Source organism: Nonomuraea sp. ATR24 (genome assembly GCF_041950485.1).
Classification (GTDB): Bacteria; Actinomycetota; Actinomycetes; order Streptosporangiales; family Streptosporangiaceae; genus Nonomuraea; species Nonomuraea ceibae.
The window spans coordinates 28,458-44,033 of record NZ_JBGNUU010000014.1 but is presented as its reverse complement, the minus strand read 5'-3'; the positions used below and the strand labels follow the sequence as shown (position 1 = coordinate 44,033).

The 15,576-nt window shown below is 71.5% G+C and carries 16 protein-coding genes; 15 read left to right on the top strand and 1 reads right to left on the bottom strand.

Annotated features, from left to right (window positions below; translation table 11 throughout):
• The first annotated feature begins 146 nt into the window (after window positions 1-146).
• The 15 genes from ACBI99_RS29750 (at window position 147) to ACBI99_RS29680 (ending at window position 15,126) form a co-directional block, all read left to right on the top strand.
• On the top strand, window positions 147-1,397 hold the full coding sequence (locus ACBI99_RS29750) for a replication-associated recombination protein A (RefSeq protein WP_246644345.1): 1,251 nt from the start codon (window positions 147-149) through the stop codon (window positions 1,395-1,397).
• A 77-nt stretch (window positions 1,398-1,474) separates the two neighbouring features.
• Complete coding sequence (locus ACBI99_RS29745; RefSeq protein WP_049568533.1) at window positions 1,475-1,846, top strand: DUF948 domain-containing protein; 372 nt, start codon at window positions 1,475-1,477, stop codon at window positions 1,844-1,846.
• A gap of 8 nt (window positions 1,847-1,854) precedes the next feature.
• Window positions 1,855-2,085 (top strand): hypothetical protein, encoded by a 231-nt coding sequence (locus ACBI99_RS29740; protein ID WP_219502194.1) that lies wholly within the window; start codon window positions 1,855-1,857, stop codon window positions 2,083-2,085.
• Between the two features lie 17 nt (window positions 2,086-2,102).
• Complete coding sequence (alaS, locus tag ACBI99_RS29735; protein ID WP_375074015.1) at window positions 2,103-4,775, top strand: alanine--tRNA ligase; 2,673 nt, start codon at window positions 2,103-2,105, stop codon at window positions 4,773-4,775.
• Between the two features lies 1 nt (window position 4,776).
• Window positions 4,777-5,259: a Holliday junction resolvase RuvX gene (ruvX, locus tag ACBI99_RS29730; protein WP_219502196.1), complete on the top strand. Its 483-nt coding sequence runs from the start codon at window positions 4,777-4,779 to the stop codon at window positions 5,257-5,259.
• A complete protein-coding gene (locus tag ACBI99_RS29725; RefSeq protein ID WP_375074014.1) occupies window positions 5,256-5,489 on the top strand; it encodes a hypothetical protein in 234 nt (77 codons plus the stop codon). Before ruvX ends, ACBI99_RS29725 begins: the two co-directional genes overlap by 4 nt.
• Before the next feature lie 247 nt (window positions 5,490-5,736).
• Window positions 5,737-6,879 carry an endolytic transglycosylase MltG gene (gene mltG / locus ACBI99_RS29720; protein ID WP_246644321.1) on the top strand — a complete coding sequence of 381 codons (1,143 nt, stop codon included), beginning with the start codon at window positions 5,737-5,739 and terminating at the stop codon, window positions 6,877-6,879.
• A gap of 7 nt (window positions 6,880-6,886) precedes the next feature.
• Window positions 6,887-7,741, top strand: a complete 855-nt coding sequence (locus tag ACBI99_RS29715) for a shikimate dehydrogenase (protein ID WP_375074013.1) — start codon at window positions 6,887-6,889, stop codon at window positions 7,739-7,741.
• A 292-nt stretch (window positions 7,742-8,033) separates the two neighbouring features.
• Window positions 8,034-8,621, top strand: a complete 588-nt coding sequence (gene infC / locus ACBI99_RS29710; RefSeq protein WP_219502280.1) for a translation initiation factor IF-3 — start codon at window positions 8,034-8,036, stop codon at window positions 8,619-8,621.
• Between the two features lie 125 nt (window positions 8,622-8,746).
• The gene (gene rpmI / locus ACBI99_RS29705; RefSeq protein ID WP_219502200.1) at window positions 8,747-8,941 is read left to right on the top strand and encodes a 50S ribosomal protein L35; all 195 of its coding nucleotides are present in this window, start codon (window positions 8,747-8,749) and stop codon (window positions 8,939-8,941) included.
• Window positions 8,942-8,968: 27 nt separating this feature from the next.
• Window positions 8,969-9,352 carry a 50S ribosomal protein L20 gene (gene rplT, locus ACBI99_RS29700; protein WP_049568547.1) on the top strand — a complete coding sequence of 128 codons (384 nt, stop codon included), beginning with the start codon at window positions 8,969-8,971 and terminating at the stop codon, window positions 9,350-9,352.
• 115 nt (window positions 9,353-9,467) lie between these two features.
• The gene (locus ACBI99_RS29695; RefSeq protein WP_357587467.1) at window positions 9,468-10,271 is read left to right on the top strand and encodes an RNA methyltransferase; all 804 of its coding nucleotides are present in this window, start codon (window positions 9,468-9,470) and stop codon (window positions 10,269-10,271) included.
• 50 nt (window positions 10,272-10,321) lie between these two features.
• The gene (locus tag ACBI99_RS29690) at window positions 10,322-11,407 is read left to right on the top strand and encodes an ATP-binding protein (protein ID WP_308125661.1); all 1,086 of its coding nucleotides are present in this window, start codon (window positions 10,322-10,324) and stop codon (window positions 11,405-11,407) included.
• 120 nt (window positions 11,408-11,527) lie between these two features.
• The gene (gene pheS / locus ACBI99_RS29685) at window positions 11,528-12,568 is read left to right on the top strand and encodes a phenylalanine--tRNA ligase subunit alpha (protein WP_246644347.1); all 1,041 of its coding nucleotides are present in this window, start codon (window positions 11,528-11,530) and stop codon (window positions 12,566-12,568) included.
• Window positions 12,568-15,126: a phenylalanine--tRNA ligase subunit beta gene (locus tag ACBI99_RS29680; protein WP_375074012.1), complete on the top strand. Its 2,559-nt coding sequence runs from the start codon at window positions 12,568-12,570 to the stop codon at window positions 15,124-15,126. The genes pheS and ACBI99_RS29680 overlap by 1 nt, the downstream gene beginning before the upstream one ends.
• 49 nt (window positions 15,127-15,175) lie before the next feature.
• Here ACBI99_RS29680 and ACBI99_RS29675 read toward each other — a convergent pair.
• Window positions 15,176-15,576: Uma2 family endonuclease (locus tag ACBI99_RS29675; protein ID WP_375074011.1), on the bottom strand; the 401-nt coding region annotated here is incomplete at its 5' end.

Here is a 15,576-nt window from a genome sequence, read left to right as displayed (position 1 = left end):
ACGAAAACTCACCGCAGTGACTCGGTGGCGCTGGCCACGGACGCGACCCGGGACGACCGGTGGCGCCGGGCACGTAAACTCGCGATGTGGAGAGTCTGTTCGATTCAGCGGCTGAGGAGGCCACGCCGCAGCCCCTGGCGGTCCGCATGCGGCCCCGCACGCTCGACGAGGTGATCGGCCAGCGCCACCTGCTCGGCGCCGGGACGCCCCTGCGCCGGCTGGTCGAGAGCGAGGCGCCGATGTCGCTGTTCCTGTGGGGACCGCCCGGCACCGGCAAGACCACGCTCGCCTACGTGGTCTCCAACGTCACCAAGCGGCGCTTCGTGGAGATCTCCGCCGTCTCGGCCGGGGTCAAGGACGTCCGGGCCGCCATCGACGACGCCCGCCGCCAGCTCGGCATGTCCGGCCGCCAGACCGTGCTGTTCGTCGACGAGGTCCACCGCTTCAACAAGGCCCAGCAGGACGCGCTGCTGCCCGCCGTGGAGAACCGCTGGGTCACCTTCATCGGCGCCACCACCGAGAACCCCGCCTTCTCCGTCATCTCGCCGCTGCTGTCGCGCTCGCTGCTGCTCACGCTGGAGTCGCTGACCGACGACGACATCGCCGCCGTGCTGCGGCGCGCGGTCTCCGACGAGCGCGGGCTCGGCGGGCGCGCCACGCTCGCCGACGAGGCGCTGGAGCACCTGGTCCGGCTGGCCGGCGGCGACGCCCGCCGCTCGCTGACCTACCTGGAGGCGGCCGCGCTGCTCGACGACGAGATCACGGTCGAGGTCGTGGAGAAGGCCGCCGACAAGGCCGCCGTCCGCTACGACCGGCAGGGCGACCAGCACTACGACGTCATCAGCGCCTTCATCAAGTCGATGCGCGGCTCCGACGCCGACGCCGCGCTGCACTACCTGGCCCGGATGATCGAGGCCGGCGAGGACCCCCGGTTCATCGCCCGCCGCCTGGTCATCTTCGCCTCCGAGGACGTCGGCCTGGCCGACCCCACCTGCCTGCAGACCGCCGTCGCCGCCGCCCAGGCCGTGCAGCTCATCGGCCTGCCCGAGGGCCAGATCAACCTGGCGCACGCCGTCATCCACTGCGCGCTGGCGCCCAAGTCCAACGCCGTGGTCAAGGCCATCGGCGCGGCCGTCGGCGACGTGCGGCGCGGCCTCATCGGCCAGGTCCCCGGCCACCTGCGCGACGCCCACTACCCGGGCGCCGCCAAGCTGGGCCACGGCGAGGGCTACAAGTACCCGCACGACTTCGAGCACGGCCTGGTCCGCCAGCACTACGCGCCCGAGCAGGTGCGCGAGCGCCGCTACTACGAGCCGACCACGCACGGAGCCGAGGCGCCGGTCGCCGGACGCTGGGGAAAGATCCGCGAGTTCCTCAGGGGATCGGACCCGTCCTGACATGTCCTCACCGACCTCGTCCCCGGGACGCGATAGGGTCTTGGCGTTCCGGCCCAGCGTACGAGGGAGATGAGCGGATGCTTACCGCTGGAGAGGTCGCCGGGCTGATCGCCGCCACGGGATGGATCGTCCTGGTCTGCGTTCTCGCCATGGTGCTCGTCAAGCTCGCCAGGCTGCTCACCGAGACCACCAAGGCGGTCTCCGAGCTCAACGCGCGCCTGACGCCGCTGCTCGACGACATGAGCGTCACGGTCAACGAGACCAACCGGCAGCTCGTCGCGGTCGAGGCCATCGCCAGGGACGTCAAGCAGGTCAGCGGGCACGCCGCCAAGCTGAGCGCGGTGACCCAGACCGTCTTCACCGGGCCGCTGATCAAGGTGTCGTCGCTGAGCTACGGCGTCCGCAGGGCCATCGAGGCCCGCAGGCCGCGCAAGGCCGGGCGGCGGTGATCACGGCGATGATCAGACGGCTGTTCTACCTGTCGCTCGGCGCGCTCATCACGCTGTGGGTGATGCGCAGGCTGCAGGCGCTGCACCCCAACCACATCGCCCGCCGCACCGCCGACGGCGCCGCGGGCATGCTCGTGCGGGTGAGAGACTTTACCTCCGACGCGCTCGGCGAGGCCGCCGGACGCGAAATCGAGTTGCGGGCCCGCTTCGGTCTCGACAACGCTGAAGACAACCACTAAAGCAAAGGATGGCCACCATGGAGTCGGCAGAGATCGCGCGCCGCTTCCTGCGCTTCTTCGAGGAGCGTGGGCACAAAGTAGTGCCCTCGGCCAGCCTGATCGCAGAGGACCCCACGCTTCTCCTGGTTCCGGCCGGTATGGTGCCGTTCAAGCCGTACTTCCTGGGGCAGCGCAAGCCTCCGGCGTCCCGGCTGGCCACCGCCCAGAAGTGCGTGCGCACCCCCGACATCGACGAGGTCGGCAAGACCACCCGTCACGCCACGTTCTTCCAGATGCTCGGCAACTTCTCCTTCGGCGACTACTTCAAGGCCGAGGCGATCCCGTTCGCCTGGGAGCTGCTGACGCGCTCGGAGTCCGACGGCGGCTTCGGCTTCCCCGAGGAGAAGCTCTGGGCGACCGTCTACCTGGACGACGACGAGGCCTACGACCTCTGGCGCAACAAGGTCGGGCTGCCGGACGAGCGCATCCAGCGCCGCGGCCTGGAGGACAACTACTGGCACATGGGCGTCGCCGGCCCCGGCGGCCCCTGCTCGGAGATCTACTACGACCGCGGCCCCGAGTACGGCAAGGAAGGCGGGCCGGTCGCCGACGAGGACCGCTACCTCGAGGTGTGGAACCTCGTCTTCATGCAGTACCAGCTCAGCCAGGTCCGCACCAAGGTCGACTTCGACGTGGCGGGCGAGCTGCCGGCGAAGAACATCGACACCGGCATGGGCCTGGAGCGCATGGCGGCGATCCTGCAGGGCGTCGACAACATCTACGAGATCGACACCACGTACAAGATCCTCGACAAGGCGGCCGAGCTCACCAAGAGCCGCTACGGCAGCGACCCGCGCACCGACGTGAGCCTGCGCGTGATCGCCGACCACGTCCGCACCGGCACCATGCTGGTCGCCGACGGCGTGCTGCCCAGCAACGAGGGCCGCGGCTACGTGCTGCGCCGCATCCTGCGCCGCTCGGTGCGCAACCTGCGGCTGCTCGGCTCCGGTGACGAGCGCTACATGCACACCCTCACCGACGTGGCGATCAACGTCATGGGCGAGCAGTATCCCGAGCTCAAGGTCGACGCGCCGCAGATCCACGGGGTCATCGACGCCGAGGAGGCGTCGTTCCTCGGCACGCTGCGCACCGGCACGGCGATCTTCGACGTGGCCGTCGAGGAGACCAAGCGCAAGTCCGCAACGACGCTCTCCGGCGACCAGGCGTTCCAGCTTCACGACACCTACGGCTTCCCCATCGACCTCACCCTGGAGATGGCGGCCGAGCAGGGGCTCAAGGTCGACGAAGAGGGCTTCCGCCGGCTGATGAAGGAGCAGCGCGAGCGCGCCAAGGCCGACGCGGCGGCGAAGAAGACCGGCAACGCCGACATCTCCGTCTTCGGGCAGCTCCTGGAGAGCGCGGGCAAGGTCGAGTTCCTCGGCTACGACGAGACCGAGGCCGACACCACCGTCATCGGCATCCTGTCGGGCGGCGTCTCGGTCCCGGCGGCGGGCGCGGGCACCGAGGTCGAGGTCGTCCTCGGCCGCACCCCCTTCTACGCCGAGGGCGGCGGCCAGCTCGCCGACCAGGGCGTCATCCGCACCGCGGGCGCCGAGGTGGAGATCCACGACGTCCAGACGCCGGTCGCCGGCCTGGTCGTGCACCGCGGCAAGGTCCGCTCCGGCGAGCTGCGCGCGGGCGACGAGGCGCACGCGGAGATCGATCTGGAGCGCCGCCGCGCGATCTCGCGCAGCCACAGCGCCACCCACCTGGTCCACCGCGGCTTCAAGAACGCGCTCGGCGAGTCGGCGGCCCAGGCCGGCTCGGAGAACTCGCCCGGCCGCTTCCGCTTCGACTTCACCGCGGCCGGGGCGGTCCCGCCGAGCGTGCTGCGCGACGTCGAGGACGAGGTCAACGCCGTCCTGATCAACGACCTCAAGGTCAACGCCTTCTACACCTCGCAGGCCGAGGCGCGGGCGATGGGCGCGCTGGCGATGTTCGGCGAGAAGTACGGCGACGAGGTCCGGGTGGTCGAGATCGGCGACTACTCGCGCGAGCTGTGCGGCGGCACCCACGTGCACAGCTCCGGCCAGCTCGGCCTGGTCAAGGTGCTCGGCGAGCAGTCGGTCGGCGCGGGCGTGCGCCGCGTCGAGGCGCTGGTCGGCATCGACGCCTTCCGCTTCCTGGCGCGCGAGAGCCTGCTGGTCGCCCAGCTCACCGAGCAGCTCAAGGCGCGCCGCGAGGAGCTGCCCGAGCGCATCGAGGGCATCGTCACCCGGCTGCGCACCGCCGAGAAGGACCTGGAGAAGCTGCGCTCCGCCCAGGTGCTCCAGGTGGCGGGCGAGCTCGCCGCGCAGGCGGCCGACCTGCGCGGAGTCTCCGTGGTGACACACCGCGCGCCTGATGGCACCAGCGCCGACGATCTGCGTAAGCTCGCGCTTGACGTGCGCGGGAGGTTCCCGGCCGACCGTCCGGTGGTCATCGTGATCGCCGGAGTCCCCTCCGACCGGCCCGTGGTGGTTGCCGCGGTGAACGAGGCGGGACGCGAGCGCGGGCTCAAGGCCGGGAGACTGGTCGGCGTCGCCGCCAAGGCGCTTGGGGGTGGCGGTGGCGGCAAGGACGACGTCGCGCAGGGCGGTGGCACCAGGCCCGACGCGATCGACGACGCGTTGCGGCTGGTCGAGCAGGCCGTCGGCGAGCAGCTCGGCTGAGATGAGGTTCGGCACGCGGCTCGGCGTCGACGTCGGGTCCGTACGCATCGGCGTGGCGCGCAGCGACCCTTCGGGGATGCTCGCCACGCCGGTGGAGACCGTCAGGCGGGGCGAGGGCGACCTCGACCGCATCGCCGCGATCGCGGCAGAGCACGAGGCCGTCGAGGTGGTGGTGGGGCTGCCCACCTCGCTGTCCGGCCGACAGGGCCAGGCGGCCCAGCTGGCGCGCGAGTTCGCCGCGCGGCTGGCCGCCCGGCTTGCCCCCACGCCCGTCCGGCTCTTCGACGAGCGGCTCACCACGGTGGCCGCCCAGCAGGGGCTGCGGGCCAGCGGCGTGCGCGCCAAGAAGCAGCGCGGCGTCATCGACCAGGCGGCGGCCGTGGTGCTGCTGCAGGACGCGCTCGACGCCGAGCGCGCGACCCGCAGGCCGCCGGGCCGGCCGGTCGACCCGCCTTCCGCGACAGGCGACGGCCCGTCCGCATGACGGCCGTGCTCCACCGCTCGAAGATCGCTAAAGTGATCGTCGGCCGGTGCCGCCGCGTGGAAATCGTTACCCAGCGTGACGACAAGGTGCGCGTGGCGTGTCCGGCGACGCGTGATCCGCACCGGTTTAACGCGACGAATCCGGTGCATAGAATCACGAAATTCACCGACAAAGAGAGCGGGTTCGTGAGATACCGGAAAGAGCCGAACGACAACCTCGGGACGAACTGATGCTCGCCGGGCTGCATCCCACCCCGCGGGAGCGCGCCGGTGTCACCGCGCGAAGCTCCCGACCCGGGACACACACGCTCTTTCCGTCCTCTAGCATGGCTACTCACAGTGACCCCTGCCGGCCGTCGCAGCGTGTCCGGCACATCCCCCTCGTCCGCTCGGTGACCCCCCACCGCCGGGTGTCACCGAGTGACCCCGGGCCAGCAGTTCCGGGAGATTGGCCGGCTCACCTATGAACGATCTCGACATGGACTTCCTCCTCGGCGCCGAGGACGACGACGGCCGGGGCGGGCGTCGCGCCAGGGGCTCGGGCAGACGCGGCGGGCGCAGAAGGCGCAGGCGCCGCAGCCGGGGCCGCTTCCTGGCCCCGCTGCTCGCGTTCATCGTGCTGGCGGGCATCATCGGCGGTGGCGGCTACTACGGCTACCTGTGGGTCAGCGACGCCATCGTTCCCGACGACTACGCCGGCAAGGGCAGCGGCGAGGTCGTGATCGAGATCAAGGACGGCCAGAGCGCCTCCGAGGTGGCCCAGGAGCTGGAGCGGCAGGGGGTCGTCGCTAGCGCCAGGGCGTTCACCAACGCGGTCGACAGCGCGGGCAAGAGCTCGTCGCTGCAGCCCGGCTCGTACAAGCTCCGCAAGCAGATGGCCGCCGCCGAGGCCGTCAAGCTGCTCCACCCCGACGCGCGGCTGCGCCTGACGGTGACGCTCAAGGAGGGCCTGCGCCTGTCCGACACCTTCACCCAGCTCGCCGAGGCGACCGGCAGGAACGTGAAGGAGTTCGAGACCGCGGCCAAGAAGCCCGACGAGCTCGGCCTGCCCAGCTACGCCAAGGGCAAGCTGGAGGGCTACGCCTTCCCCGCCACCTATGAATTCCAGCCCAAGGCCACCGCGTCCGAGATGCTGGGCCAGATGGTCGAGCGGTTCAACCAGTCGGCCGAGAAGCACGACCTCAAGGCCGCCGCGAGGAAGCGCGGCTTCACCGCCCACCAGATGCTCACGATCGCCAGCATCGTCCAGGCCGAGGCGGGCCGGCACGAGGACATGGCCAAGATCGCCCGGGTCATCTACAACCGGCTCGACCACCAGCCGGAGATGCACCTGCGCATGGACAGCACGGTGATGTACGCCTGGAAGCGCTACAAGACCGCGGCCACGCACGCCGAGCTGGAGATCGATTCGCCGTACAACACCTACAAGCACCTCGGCCTGCCGCCGGGCCCGATCGCCAACCCCGGCGACCACGCGATCGAGGCGGCGCTGAATCCCGCCAAGGGCTCCTGGCTGTACTTCGTGGCCACCGATCCCAGCAGGAGCAGCGTGACCAAGTTCGCCACCACCGAGGCCGAGTTCGAGGCGCTGCTCGCCGAATACAGACGGAACGGCGGCTGAGCCGGGGATGAGGGCCGCGGTCCTGGGCTCGCCCATCAGCCACTCGCTCTCGCCGTTCCTGCACCGGGCGGCGTACCGGGAGATGGGCCTGACCGGCTGGAGCTACGAGGCGTTCGAGTGCGACGAGGCGCGGCTGCCCGCGAAGCTGCGCGAGCTGCGCCCGGTGCGCGGCGAGCGCGCCGGTGACGCGAGCGCGTGGGCGGGGCTGTCGCTCACGATGCCGCTCAAGCGCGCCGTGCTGCCCCTGCTCGACACCGTCTCGGAGCTGGCCGTCGAGGTGGGCGGCGCCAACACCGTGGTGTTCTCCGATGGCGCCGCGCACGGCGACAACACCGACGTGTACGGGATCACCCAGGCGCTGGCGGAGGTCGGGGTGCCCGCGCCGCGCTCGGCCACCGTGCTCGGCGGCGGCGCCACGGCCGGGTCGGCGCTCGCGGCGCTGCGCGAGCTGGGGCTGTTCGCGGTGACGCTGATCGTGCGCGATCCGGCCCGGGCGGGGGAGACCGCGGCCGTGGCCGAACGGCTCGGAGTGACGCTCTCGGTGCGGACGTTCGACAAGCTCGACGCCGCGCTGGAGGCCGACCTGGTCGTCTCGACGCTGCCCGGCGGTGCCGCCGACGCCTACGCCGACCGGCTGGCGCGGGTGCCGGCGCTCTTCGACGTGGTCTACGCGCCCTGGCCGACCGTCGCGGCGGCGGCCGTGCGCGCGGCGGGCGGCACCGTGGTCGGCGGGTTCGCCATGCTGCTGCACCAGGCGGTGCGGCAGGTGGAGCTCATGACCGGCCGCACGGACGTGCCGGTGGACGCCATGCGCGCGGCCGGCGAGGCGGAGATCCTCAGGCGATCCAGCGAGCGGGCATGACCAGCGCGGATGACCAGCGGGGATGATTCGAGGAAGCTCCGTGGTTGTGGTAATGTAGCTCTCTGATCGGTCCGGCATGACTTGCTGGACGCGCAAGCGGAGGTCTCCCTCCCACCCGAGTCGCCGCGAGGTGGCCGGGTAAAGGATCACGCCGGACTACTCCGGGGAGCTTGAGGCCACGAAGCCGAAAAGCTCAGTGGCCCCGCATGCGCGACGTGCGGGGCTTTTCGCGTTGCGGCGAAGAGCTGCCCGGCACGACGAGCACGTAGGGATCGCAAACCTAGGAGGCCCCATCAGCACTGAGCCCCGCATCAACGAGCGTATCCGAGTTCCCGAGGTCCGCCTCGTGGGCCCGAACGGCGAGCAGGTGGGCATCGTGTCCATTCACGACGCCCTGAAGCTCGCCCAGGAAGCCGACCTGGACCTCGTCGAGGTCGCGGCGACGGCTCGACCGCCCGTGTGCAAGCTCATGGACTACGGCAAGTTCAAGTACGAGTCCGCGATGAAGGCGCGCGAAGCGCGCAAGAATCAGGCGCACACGATCATCAAGGAGATCAAGCTCCGGCCGAAGATCGACCCGCACGACTACGAGACCAAGAAGGGTCACGTGGTGCGGTTCCTCAAGGCGGGAGACAAGGTCAAAGTCACGATCATGTTCCGCGGCCGTGAGCAGTCCCGGCCGGAGCTCGGCTTCCGGCTGCTGCAGCGGCTCGCCGAGGACGTCCAGGAGCTCGGGTTCGTCGAGTCCCAGCCCAAGCAGGACGGCCGAAACATGATCATGGTGATCGGTCCGCACAAGAAGAAGGCCGAGGCCAAGGCCGAGAAGGCCGCCGCCAAGGCACAGCGTGGCAGCGAGGAGCCTTCCGTAGAGGAAGTGTGACCCGCGGTTCGGGTTTAGCCTTACTGGACACCCGAGCAGGCCACCCCGCCACACGAAGACGCCGCGACCGGGCCGGCCAGCACCGGCCCGGCCACCGGCACGACCGAATGAGGAGAGACGGCGACATGCCGAAGATGAAGACGCACAGCGGTGCGAAGAAGCGGTTCCGGCTCACCGGCACCGGCAAGGTCAAGCGCCGCCGCGCCAACCGCGCGCACTACAACGAGTGGAAGTCGTCCACGCTGACGCGCCGTCTCAAGAACGAGGTCGTCCTTTCCGACGCCGATTCCAAGAAGATCAAGAAGCTGCTCGCCAAGTAGCGCGAACTTTCCCCGGGGAGAAGAAACATGGCACGCGTGAAGCGGGCGCTCAACGCCAAGAAGAAGCGCAAGGTCGTCCTCGAGCGGGCGAGCGGTTACCGTGGCCAGCGGTCGCGGCTCTACCGCAAGGCCAAGGAGCAGATGCTCCACTCGATGACGTACGCCTACCGGGACCGCAAGGACCGTAAGGGCACGTTCCGTCGTCTCTGGATCCAGCGGATCAACGCCGCCGCCCGCCAGAACGGCATCACCTACAACCGCCTGATCCAGGGTCTGCGTCTGGCCAACATCGAGGTCGACCGCAAGATCCTCGCCGACCTCGCGGTGAACGACAGCCAGACCTTCGCCACGCTCGTCGAGGCCGCCAAGAAGGCGCTCCCGGCGAACGTGAACGCGCCGGCCGCGAGCTGAGCCGTACCGAGCTGAGCCAAGGGCCCGCCTGACGGTGGGCCCTTTGCCGTGCCCGGGACCGGTTCGCCCGAAGCCGGTCGTCCGGGCCGACCGTTGTGAGAGCCAGGGGGATGAGATGGCCGGGACCGAGCTGACCAACCTGAGGTCGCCGCGCGTGAAGGCGGCCCGCAGGCTCACCAAGCGCGCCTTCCGCGAACAGGACCGCAAGTTCCTGGCCGAGGGCCCGCAGGCGGTGCGCGAGGCGCTCAAGCTCGACGGCGTGACGCTGGAGCTGTTCACCACCGCCGAGGCCGAGCTGCGCCATCCCGAGCTCGTCACCCAGGCCACCCTCCAGGGCCTGCCGGTCCACCGGGCCAGCGGCGAGGTCATGGCCGAGCTGTCGCAGACCGTCACCCCGCAGGGGCTGCTGGCCGTCTGCCGCCACGTCCACGTGCCGCTCGGCGAGGCGCTGCCCGCCGAGCCGAAGCTGGTCGCCCTGCTCGCCCACGTACGCGACCCGGGCAACGCCGGCACCGTGATGCGGGCCGCCGACGCCGTCGGGGCCGACGCCGTGGTCTTCACCGACGCCTCCGTCGACCCGTACAACGGCAAGTGCGTGCGCGCCAGCGCCGGGAGCCTGTTCCACCTGCCGGTCGTCATCGGCGAGCCGGTGGCGGCGGCCGTGGCGCGGCTCAAGGAGCGCGGGCTGCGCGTGCTGGCGGCCGACGGCGCGGGCAAGCACACCCTCGACGACGTCGACCTGTCCGGGCCGGCCGCGTGGATCTTCGGCAACGAGGCGTGGGGGCTGCCCGACGACGTGCTCGCGCTCGCCGACGACGTGGTCCGGGTGCCCATCTACGGGCAGGCGGAAAGCCTCAACCTGGCGACCGCCGCGGCGGTCTGCCTTTACTCGTCCGCGAGGGCTCAGCGAGTGCCCTAGGCGGCGGGAAACCCGCTATTGTCGGCCTTGTAGGCGGAGGAGGCGAGGTCGTGCACGGCGCAGACACCGACGGGCGGGTGGTGGCCGCCGCGTGTTCGATCGCCATCGACGACCTGCCCGACGGGCTCATCGTGACCGACCGGTTCGGCCGTGTCCTCGCCGTCAACCGGGCCGCCGCCCGTCTCACCTCCGTGACGGCCGAGCGCGCCGTCGGCCGCGACATGAGCGAGGTCTTCCCCTTCCGCGACAACGACGGGCGCGAGTGGTGGAAGGCCCTCGACCCCGAGGGCGGCCTGCGCACCCGCAGCCGCGTCCCCGAGCGCCCGCTCCACCTGCCCGGCGGCCAGGAGCTGTACGTGGCGGCCAGGCTCGTGCGCGAGCCCGAGCGGTGCGGCGACGTCGAGCGCGTCACGATCACCCTGCGCGACGGCGGCGCCCGCGCCCGGCTGGAGCGCAGCCGCGCCGACCTGGTCTCCACCGTCGCCCACGAGCTGCGCTCCCCGCTGACCAGCGTCAAGGGCTTCACCGCCACGCTGCTCGCCAAGTGGACGCGCTTCACCGACGAGCAGAAGCGCGTCATGCTGGAGACCGTCAACAACGACGCCGACCGCGTCACCCGGCTCATCACCGAGCTGCTCGACGTCTCCCGCATCGAGTCGGGCCGGCTGGAGCTGCACCGCCAGGTCGTCGACCTGCCCGCGCGGGCGCGCCGGGTCATCGCCGGCCGGGTCGCCGCGGGCGAGCAGGAGGACCGCTTCCGCCTCGTCGTCGGCGACGACCTGCCCGAGATGTGGCTCGACCAGGACAAGGTTGACCAGATCCTGGCTAACCTGGTGGAAAACGGAGTGCGTCACGGGCGCGGAACTGTGACGATCGAGATCGAGTCCGTCGAATGGGGAGTGGCCGTGTCGGTGCGCGACGAGGGCGAGGGCGTCAAGCCCGAGCTGGCTCCGCGCGTCTTCAGGCAGTTCTGGCGCGGCGGCAACAGCCGCCGGCGGGGCGGCACCGGCCTGGGCCTGTTCATCGTCAAGGGCCTGGTCGAGGCGCACGGCGGCACCATCATCGTGCAGCGCGCCCCTGAGGGCGGCGCGGAGTTCCGATTTACCATGCCCACCGGCACTCCTGACTTCGCATAAACAGGACCGGTGGGCCGGGCCACTAGACTTTTCCCGCTCAAGCCCTGGATACGGAGCTCACTCTTGTCTGACTACGACCCCGTCGAGGTCACCCCGCTGCACGCCGACGAGGTGGCGCGCATGGAGGCCGGCGCCCTGGAGGCGATCAAGGCGGCCGACACGCTCGACGCACTCAAGCAGGCCAGGCTGGCGCACGCCGGCGACCGCTCGCCCATCGCCCTGGCCAACCGCGAGATCGGCGCCCTGCCTCCGGCCGCCCGCGCCGAGGCCGGCAAGCGCGTCGGCGCCGCCCGCAGGGCCATCGGCGAGGCGCTGGCCGCCCGCCAGGCCGAGCTGGAGGCCGAACGCGACGCCCGCGTGCTCGTCGAGGAGACCGTCGACGTCACCCTGCCCTGGGACCGGCGCCCGCGCGGCGCCCGCCACCCGCTGACCACGATGCAGGAGCGCATCGCCGACACCTTCGTCGCCATGGGCTACGAGGTCGTCGAAGGCCCCGAGCTCGAAGGCGAATGGTTCAACTTCGAGGCGCTCAACATCGCCAAGGACCACCCGGCCCGCTCCGAGCACGACACGTTCTTCGTCGGCTCCGCCGACTCGGGCATGGTGCTGCGCACCCAGACCTCGCCGCTGCAGATCCGCGCGCTGCTGGAGCGCGGCGTGCCCTGCTACGCGATCGCGCCCGGCAAGACGTTCCGCACCGACGAGCTCGACGCCACCCACACCCCGGTCTTCCACCAGACCGAGGGCCTGGCCGTCGACAAGGGCCTGACGATGGCCCACCTCAAGGGCACGCTCGACCGGTTCGCCGAGGTCATGTTCGGCGAGGGCATCACGACCCGGTTCCGGCCCAACTACTTCCCGTTCACCGAGCCGTCGGCCGAGCTGGACCTGAAGTGCTTCGTGTGCCGCGGCGCCTCCGCGGTGCCCGGCAACCCGCCCTGCCGCACCTGCAAGAGCGAGGGCTGGATCGAGTGGGGCGGCTGCGGCATGGTCAACCCGCGGGTGCTCGTCGCCTGCGGGGTCGACCCGTCGGTCTACTCCGGGTTCGCCTTCGGAATGGGCATCGAGCGGACGCTGATGTTCCGCCACAACGCCGAGGACATGCGCGACATGATCGAGGGAGACGTGCGCTTCACGCTCCCGTTCGGAATGGAGATCTGATGAGGGTCCCGCTTTCCTGGCTGCGGGAGTGTGTCGATCTCCCGGCGGCGGTCACCGCGCAAGAGGTGGCCGACCAGCTCACCGCGGCAGGGCTCAAGCTGGAGTCCATCACCTCGCACGGCCACGACGTCAAGAACGTCGTCGTCGGCGAGGTGCTGGAGATCGAGGAGCTGACCGGCTTCAAGAAGCCGATCCGCCACTGCAAGGTCGAGGTCGGCGAGGCCGCGCCCCGCGAGATCGTCTGCGGCGCCACCAACTTCGCCGCCGGCGACCGCGTCCCGGTCGTCCTGCCGGGCGGCGTGCTGCCCGGCGGGTTCGAGGTCGGCGCCCGCAAGACCTACGGCCGCATGTCCGAGGGCATGATCTGCTCCGAGCGCGAGCTGGGCCTGGGCGACGACCACGGCGGCATCATGGTGCTACCCGAGGGCACGCCCATCGGCGCCGACGTGGTCGAGCTGCTCGGCCTGCGCGACGACGTGCTGGAGCTGGAGATCACCCCCGACATCGGCTACGCGCTGTCGATCCGGGGCGTGGCCCGCGAGGTCGCCACCGCCTTCGGCGTGCCCTTCCGCGACCCCGCCGCCGTCGAGCCGCCCGCCGAGACCGAGCAGTCCTGGCCAGCGTCCATCGCCGACGAGACCGCCTGCGACCGGTTCGTGCTGCGCCGCGTCACCGGCTTCGACCCGGCCGCGCAGAGCCCGCTGTGGATGCGCGTACGCCTCACCCGCGCCGGCATGCGGCCCGTGTCGCTCGCCGTCGACATCACCAACTACCTCATGCTGGAGCTCGGCCAGCCGCTGCACGCCTTCGACGGCGCCAAGCTCACCGGCCCCGTCGTGGTGCGCCGGGCGCGCGCGGGCGAGCGGCTGGAGACGCTCGACCACGTCGTACGCGACCTCGACCCCGACGACATCCTCATCACCGACGAGTCCGGGCCGATCTCGATGGCCGGCACCATGGGCGGCCTGCAGACCGAGATCTCCGAGGGCTCGACCGACATCGTCATCGAGGCCGCGCACTTCTCCGCGACCGGCATCTCCCGCGAGTCCCGCAGGCACAACCTCGTCTCCGAGGCGTCCAAGCGGTTCGAGCGGGGCGTCGACCGCGAGCTGCCGCTCGTCGCCTCCTGGCGGGCCGTGTCGCTGCTGGCCGAGCTCGGCGGCGCCACCGTCCAGCCGGGCGTCACGCACGCCGAGGTGGACGTGACGCCCGCCCGCATCGCCATCCCGGCGAGCCACCCCGGCGACATCGCGGGCCTGCCCTACTCCAAGGAGACCGTCGTCCACCGCCTGGAGCAGGTCGGCTGCGTCGTCACCGACGGCGCCGACCCGACGGTGCGCAGCGGCGGCGTCGACCCGACCGGCGTCGTCACCGGCGGCGAGCTGGCCGCCCGGCTGGCCGTCACCGGCGACGACATGATCACGGTGACGCCGCCGTCGTGGCGCCCCGACCTCACCGACCCCAACGACCTGGCCGAAGAGGTCATCCGGCTGGAGGGCTACGAGAAGCTGCCCTCCGTGCTGCCCAAGGCCCCGGCCGGCGCCGGGCTCACCGAAGGGCAGCGGCTGCGCAGGCGCGTCGGCCGGGCGCTCGCCGAGGCGGGCTACGTCGAGGTGCTGGCCTACCCGTTCATCAGCGCCGACGACTTCGACCGGCTCCAGCTGCCCGCCGACGACGCGCGCCGCCGGGCCATGCGGCTGTCCAACCCGCTGGCCGAGGACGAGCCGCTGATGCGCACCACGCTGCTGCCGGGGCTGCTCAAGGTCCTGGTCCGCAACGCCGGGCGCGGCTTCGCCGACGTGGCGCTGTTCGAGACCGGCGCGGTCTACCGGCCGCGCGAGGGCGCCCCCTCGGTCGCGCCGGTGCTCGGCGTCGAACGCCGCCCCACGGCCGACGAGCTCGCCTCCATCGAGGAGGCGCTGCCCGACCAGCCGATCCGGGTCGCGGCCGTGCTCGCCGGCGAGTTCGAGCGCTCCGGCTGGTGGGGCGCCGGCCGCCAGGCCTCCTGGGCCGACGCCGTCCAGGCCGCCCGCCTGATCGCGGGCGAGGCCGGGCTGGAGCTGTCGATCACCGCCGACCAGCACGAGCCGTGGCACCCGGGCCGCTGCGCCGCCCTCTACCTGGGCGACACGCTCATCGGCCACGCCGGCGAGCTGCACCCGCGCGTGGTCGAGGCGTACGGGCTGCCGCCGCGCACCGCCGCGCTGGAGCTGGAGCTGACCCGCCTGGAGGCGGCGCTGACCGGCCCCGTCGACGCCCCGGCCATCTCGTCCTACCCGATCGCCACCCAGGACGTGGCGCTCGTCGTCCCCGACTTCACCCCGGTCGCGGACGTCGAGGCCGCGCTGCGTGACGGGGCGGGCGAGCTGCTGGAGTCGGTGCGGCTGTTCGACGTCTACGCGGGCGAGCAGGTGGGCGAAGGCAACAAGTCGCTCGCCTACAGCCTGCGCTTCCGCGCCCCGGACCGCACGCTGACGGTGGAGGAGACGACGGCCGCCCGCGACGCCGCGGTCGCCCTCGCCGCCGACCGCGTCGGTGCCCACCTGCGCACCTCCTGACCCCGACCCCCAGGGCCGGTACGGACTCCCGTACCGGCCCTCGCCATGCCTAGAAGGTGTCGATCTCGGTGAGGTCGAGGTCGATGTCGAAGGGGACGGTGACCTTGAGGCGGTCGTGGTAGATGCCGGTGGGCACGTAGGAGCGGGTGGGCGGGTCGAGCTCGTGGACGTAGACGACGGGTCTGCCGGAGTCGCTTTCGACGCGCCAGAAGTGGGGGATGCCGGCTTCGGCGTAGAGGACGGGCTTGCGGTCGCGGTCGCGTGTCCTGGACTCGGGGGAGACCACCTCGACGACGAGCGTGACGTCCTGGGCGCGGTAGAAGGTCTGCTCCGGGCCGGTGTCCGCCTCGGCCCTGATGACGCACACGTCGGGCTCCGGCCGCTGGTCCCGGCCGAGGACGACGCTCATCTCCCGCCGCACCCGGAGGTCACGCGGGACACTGCGGCGCA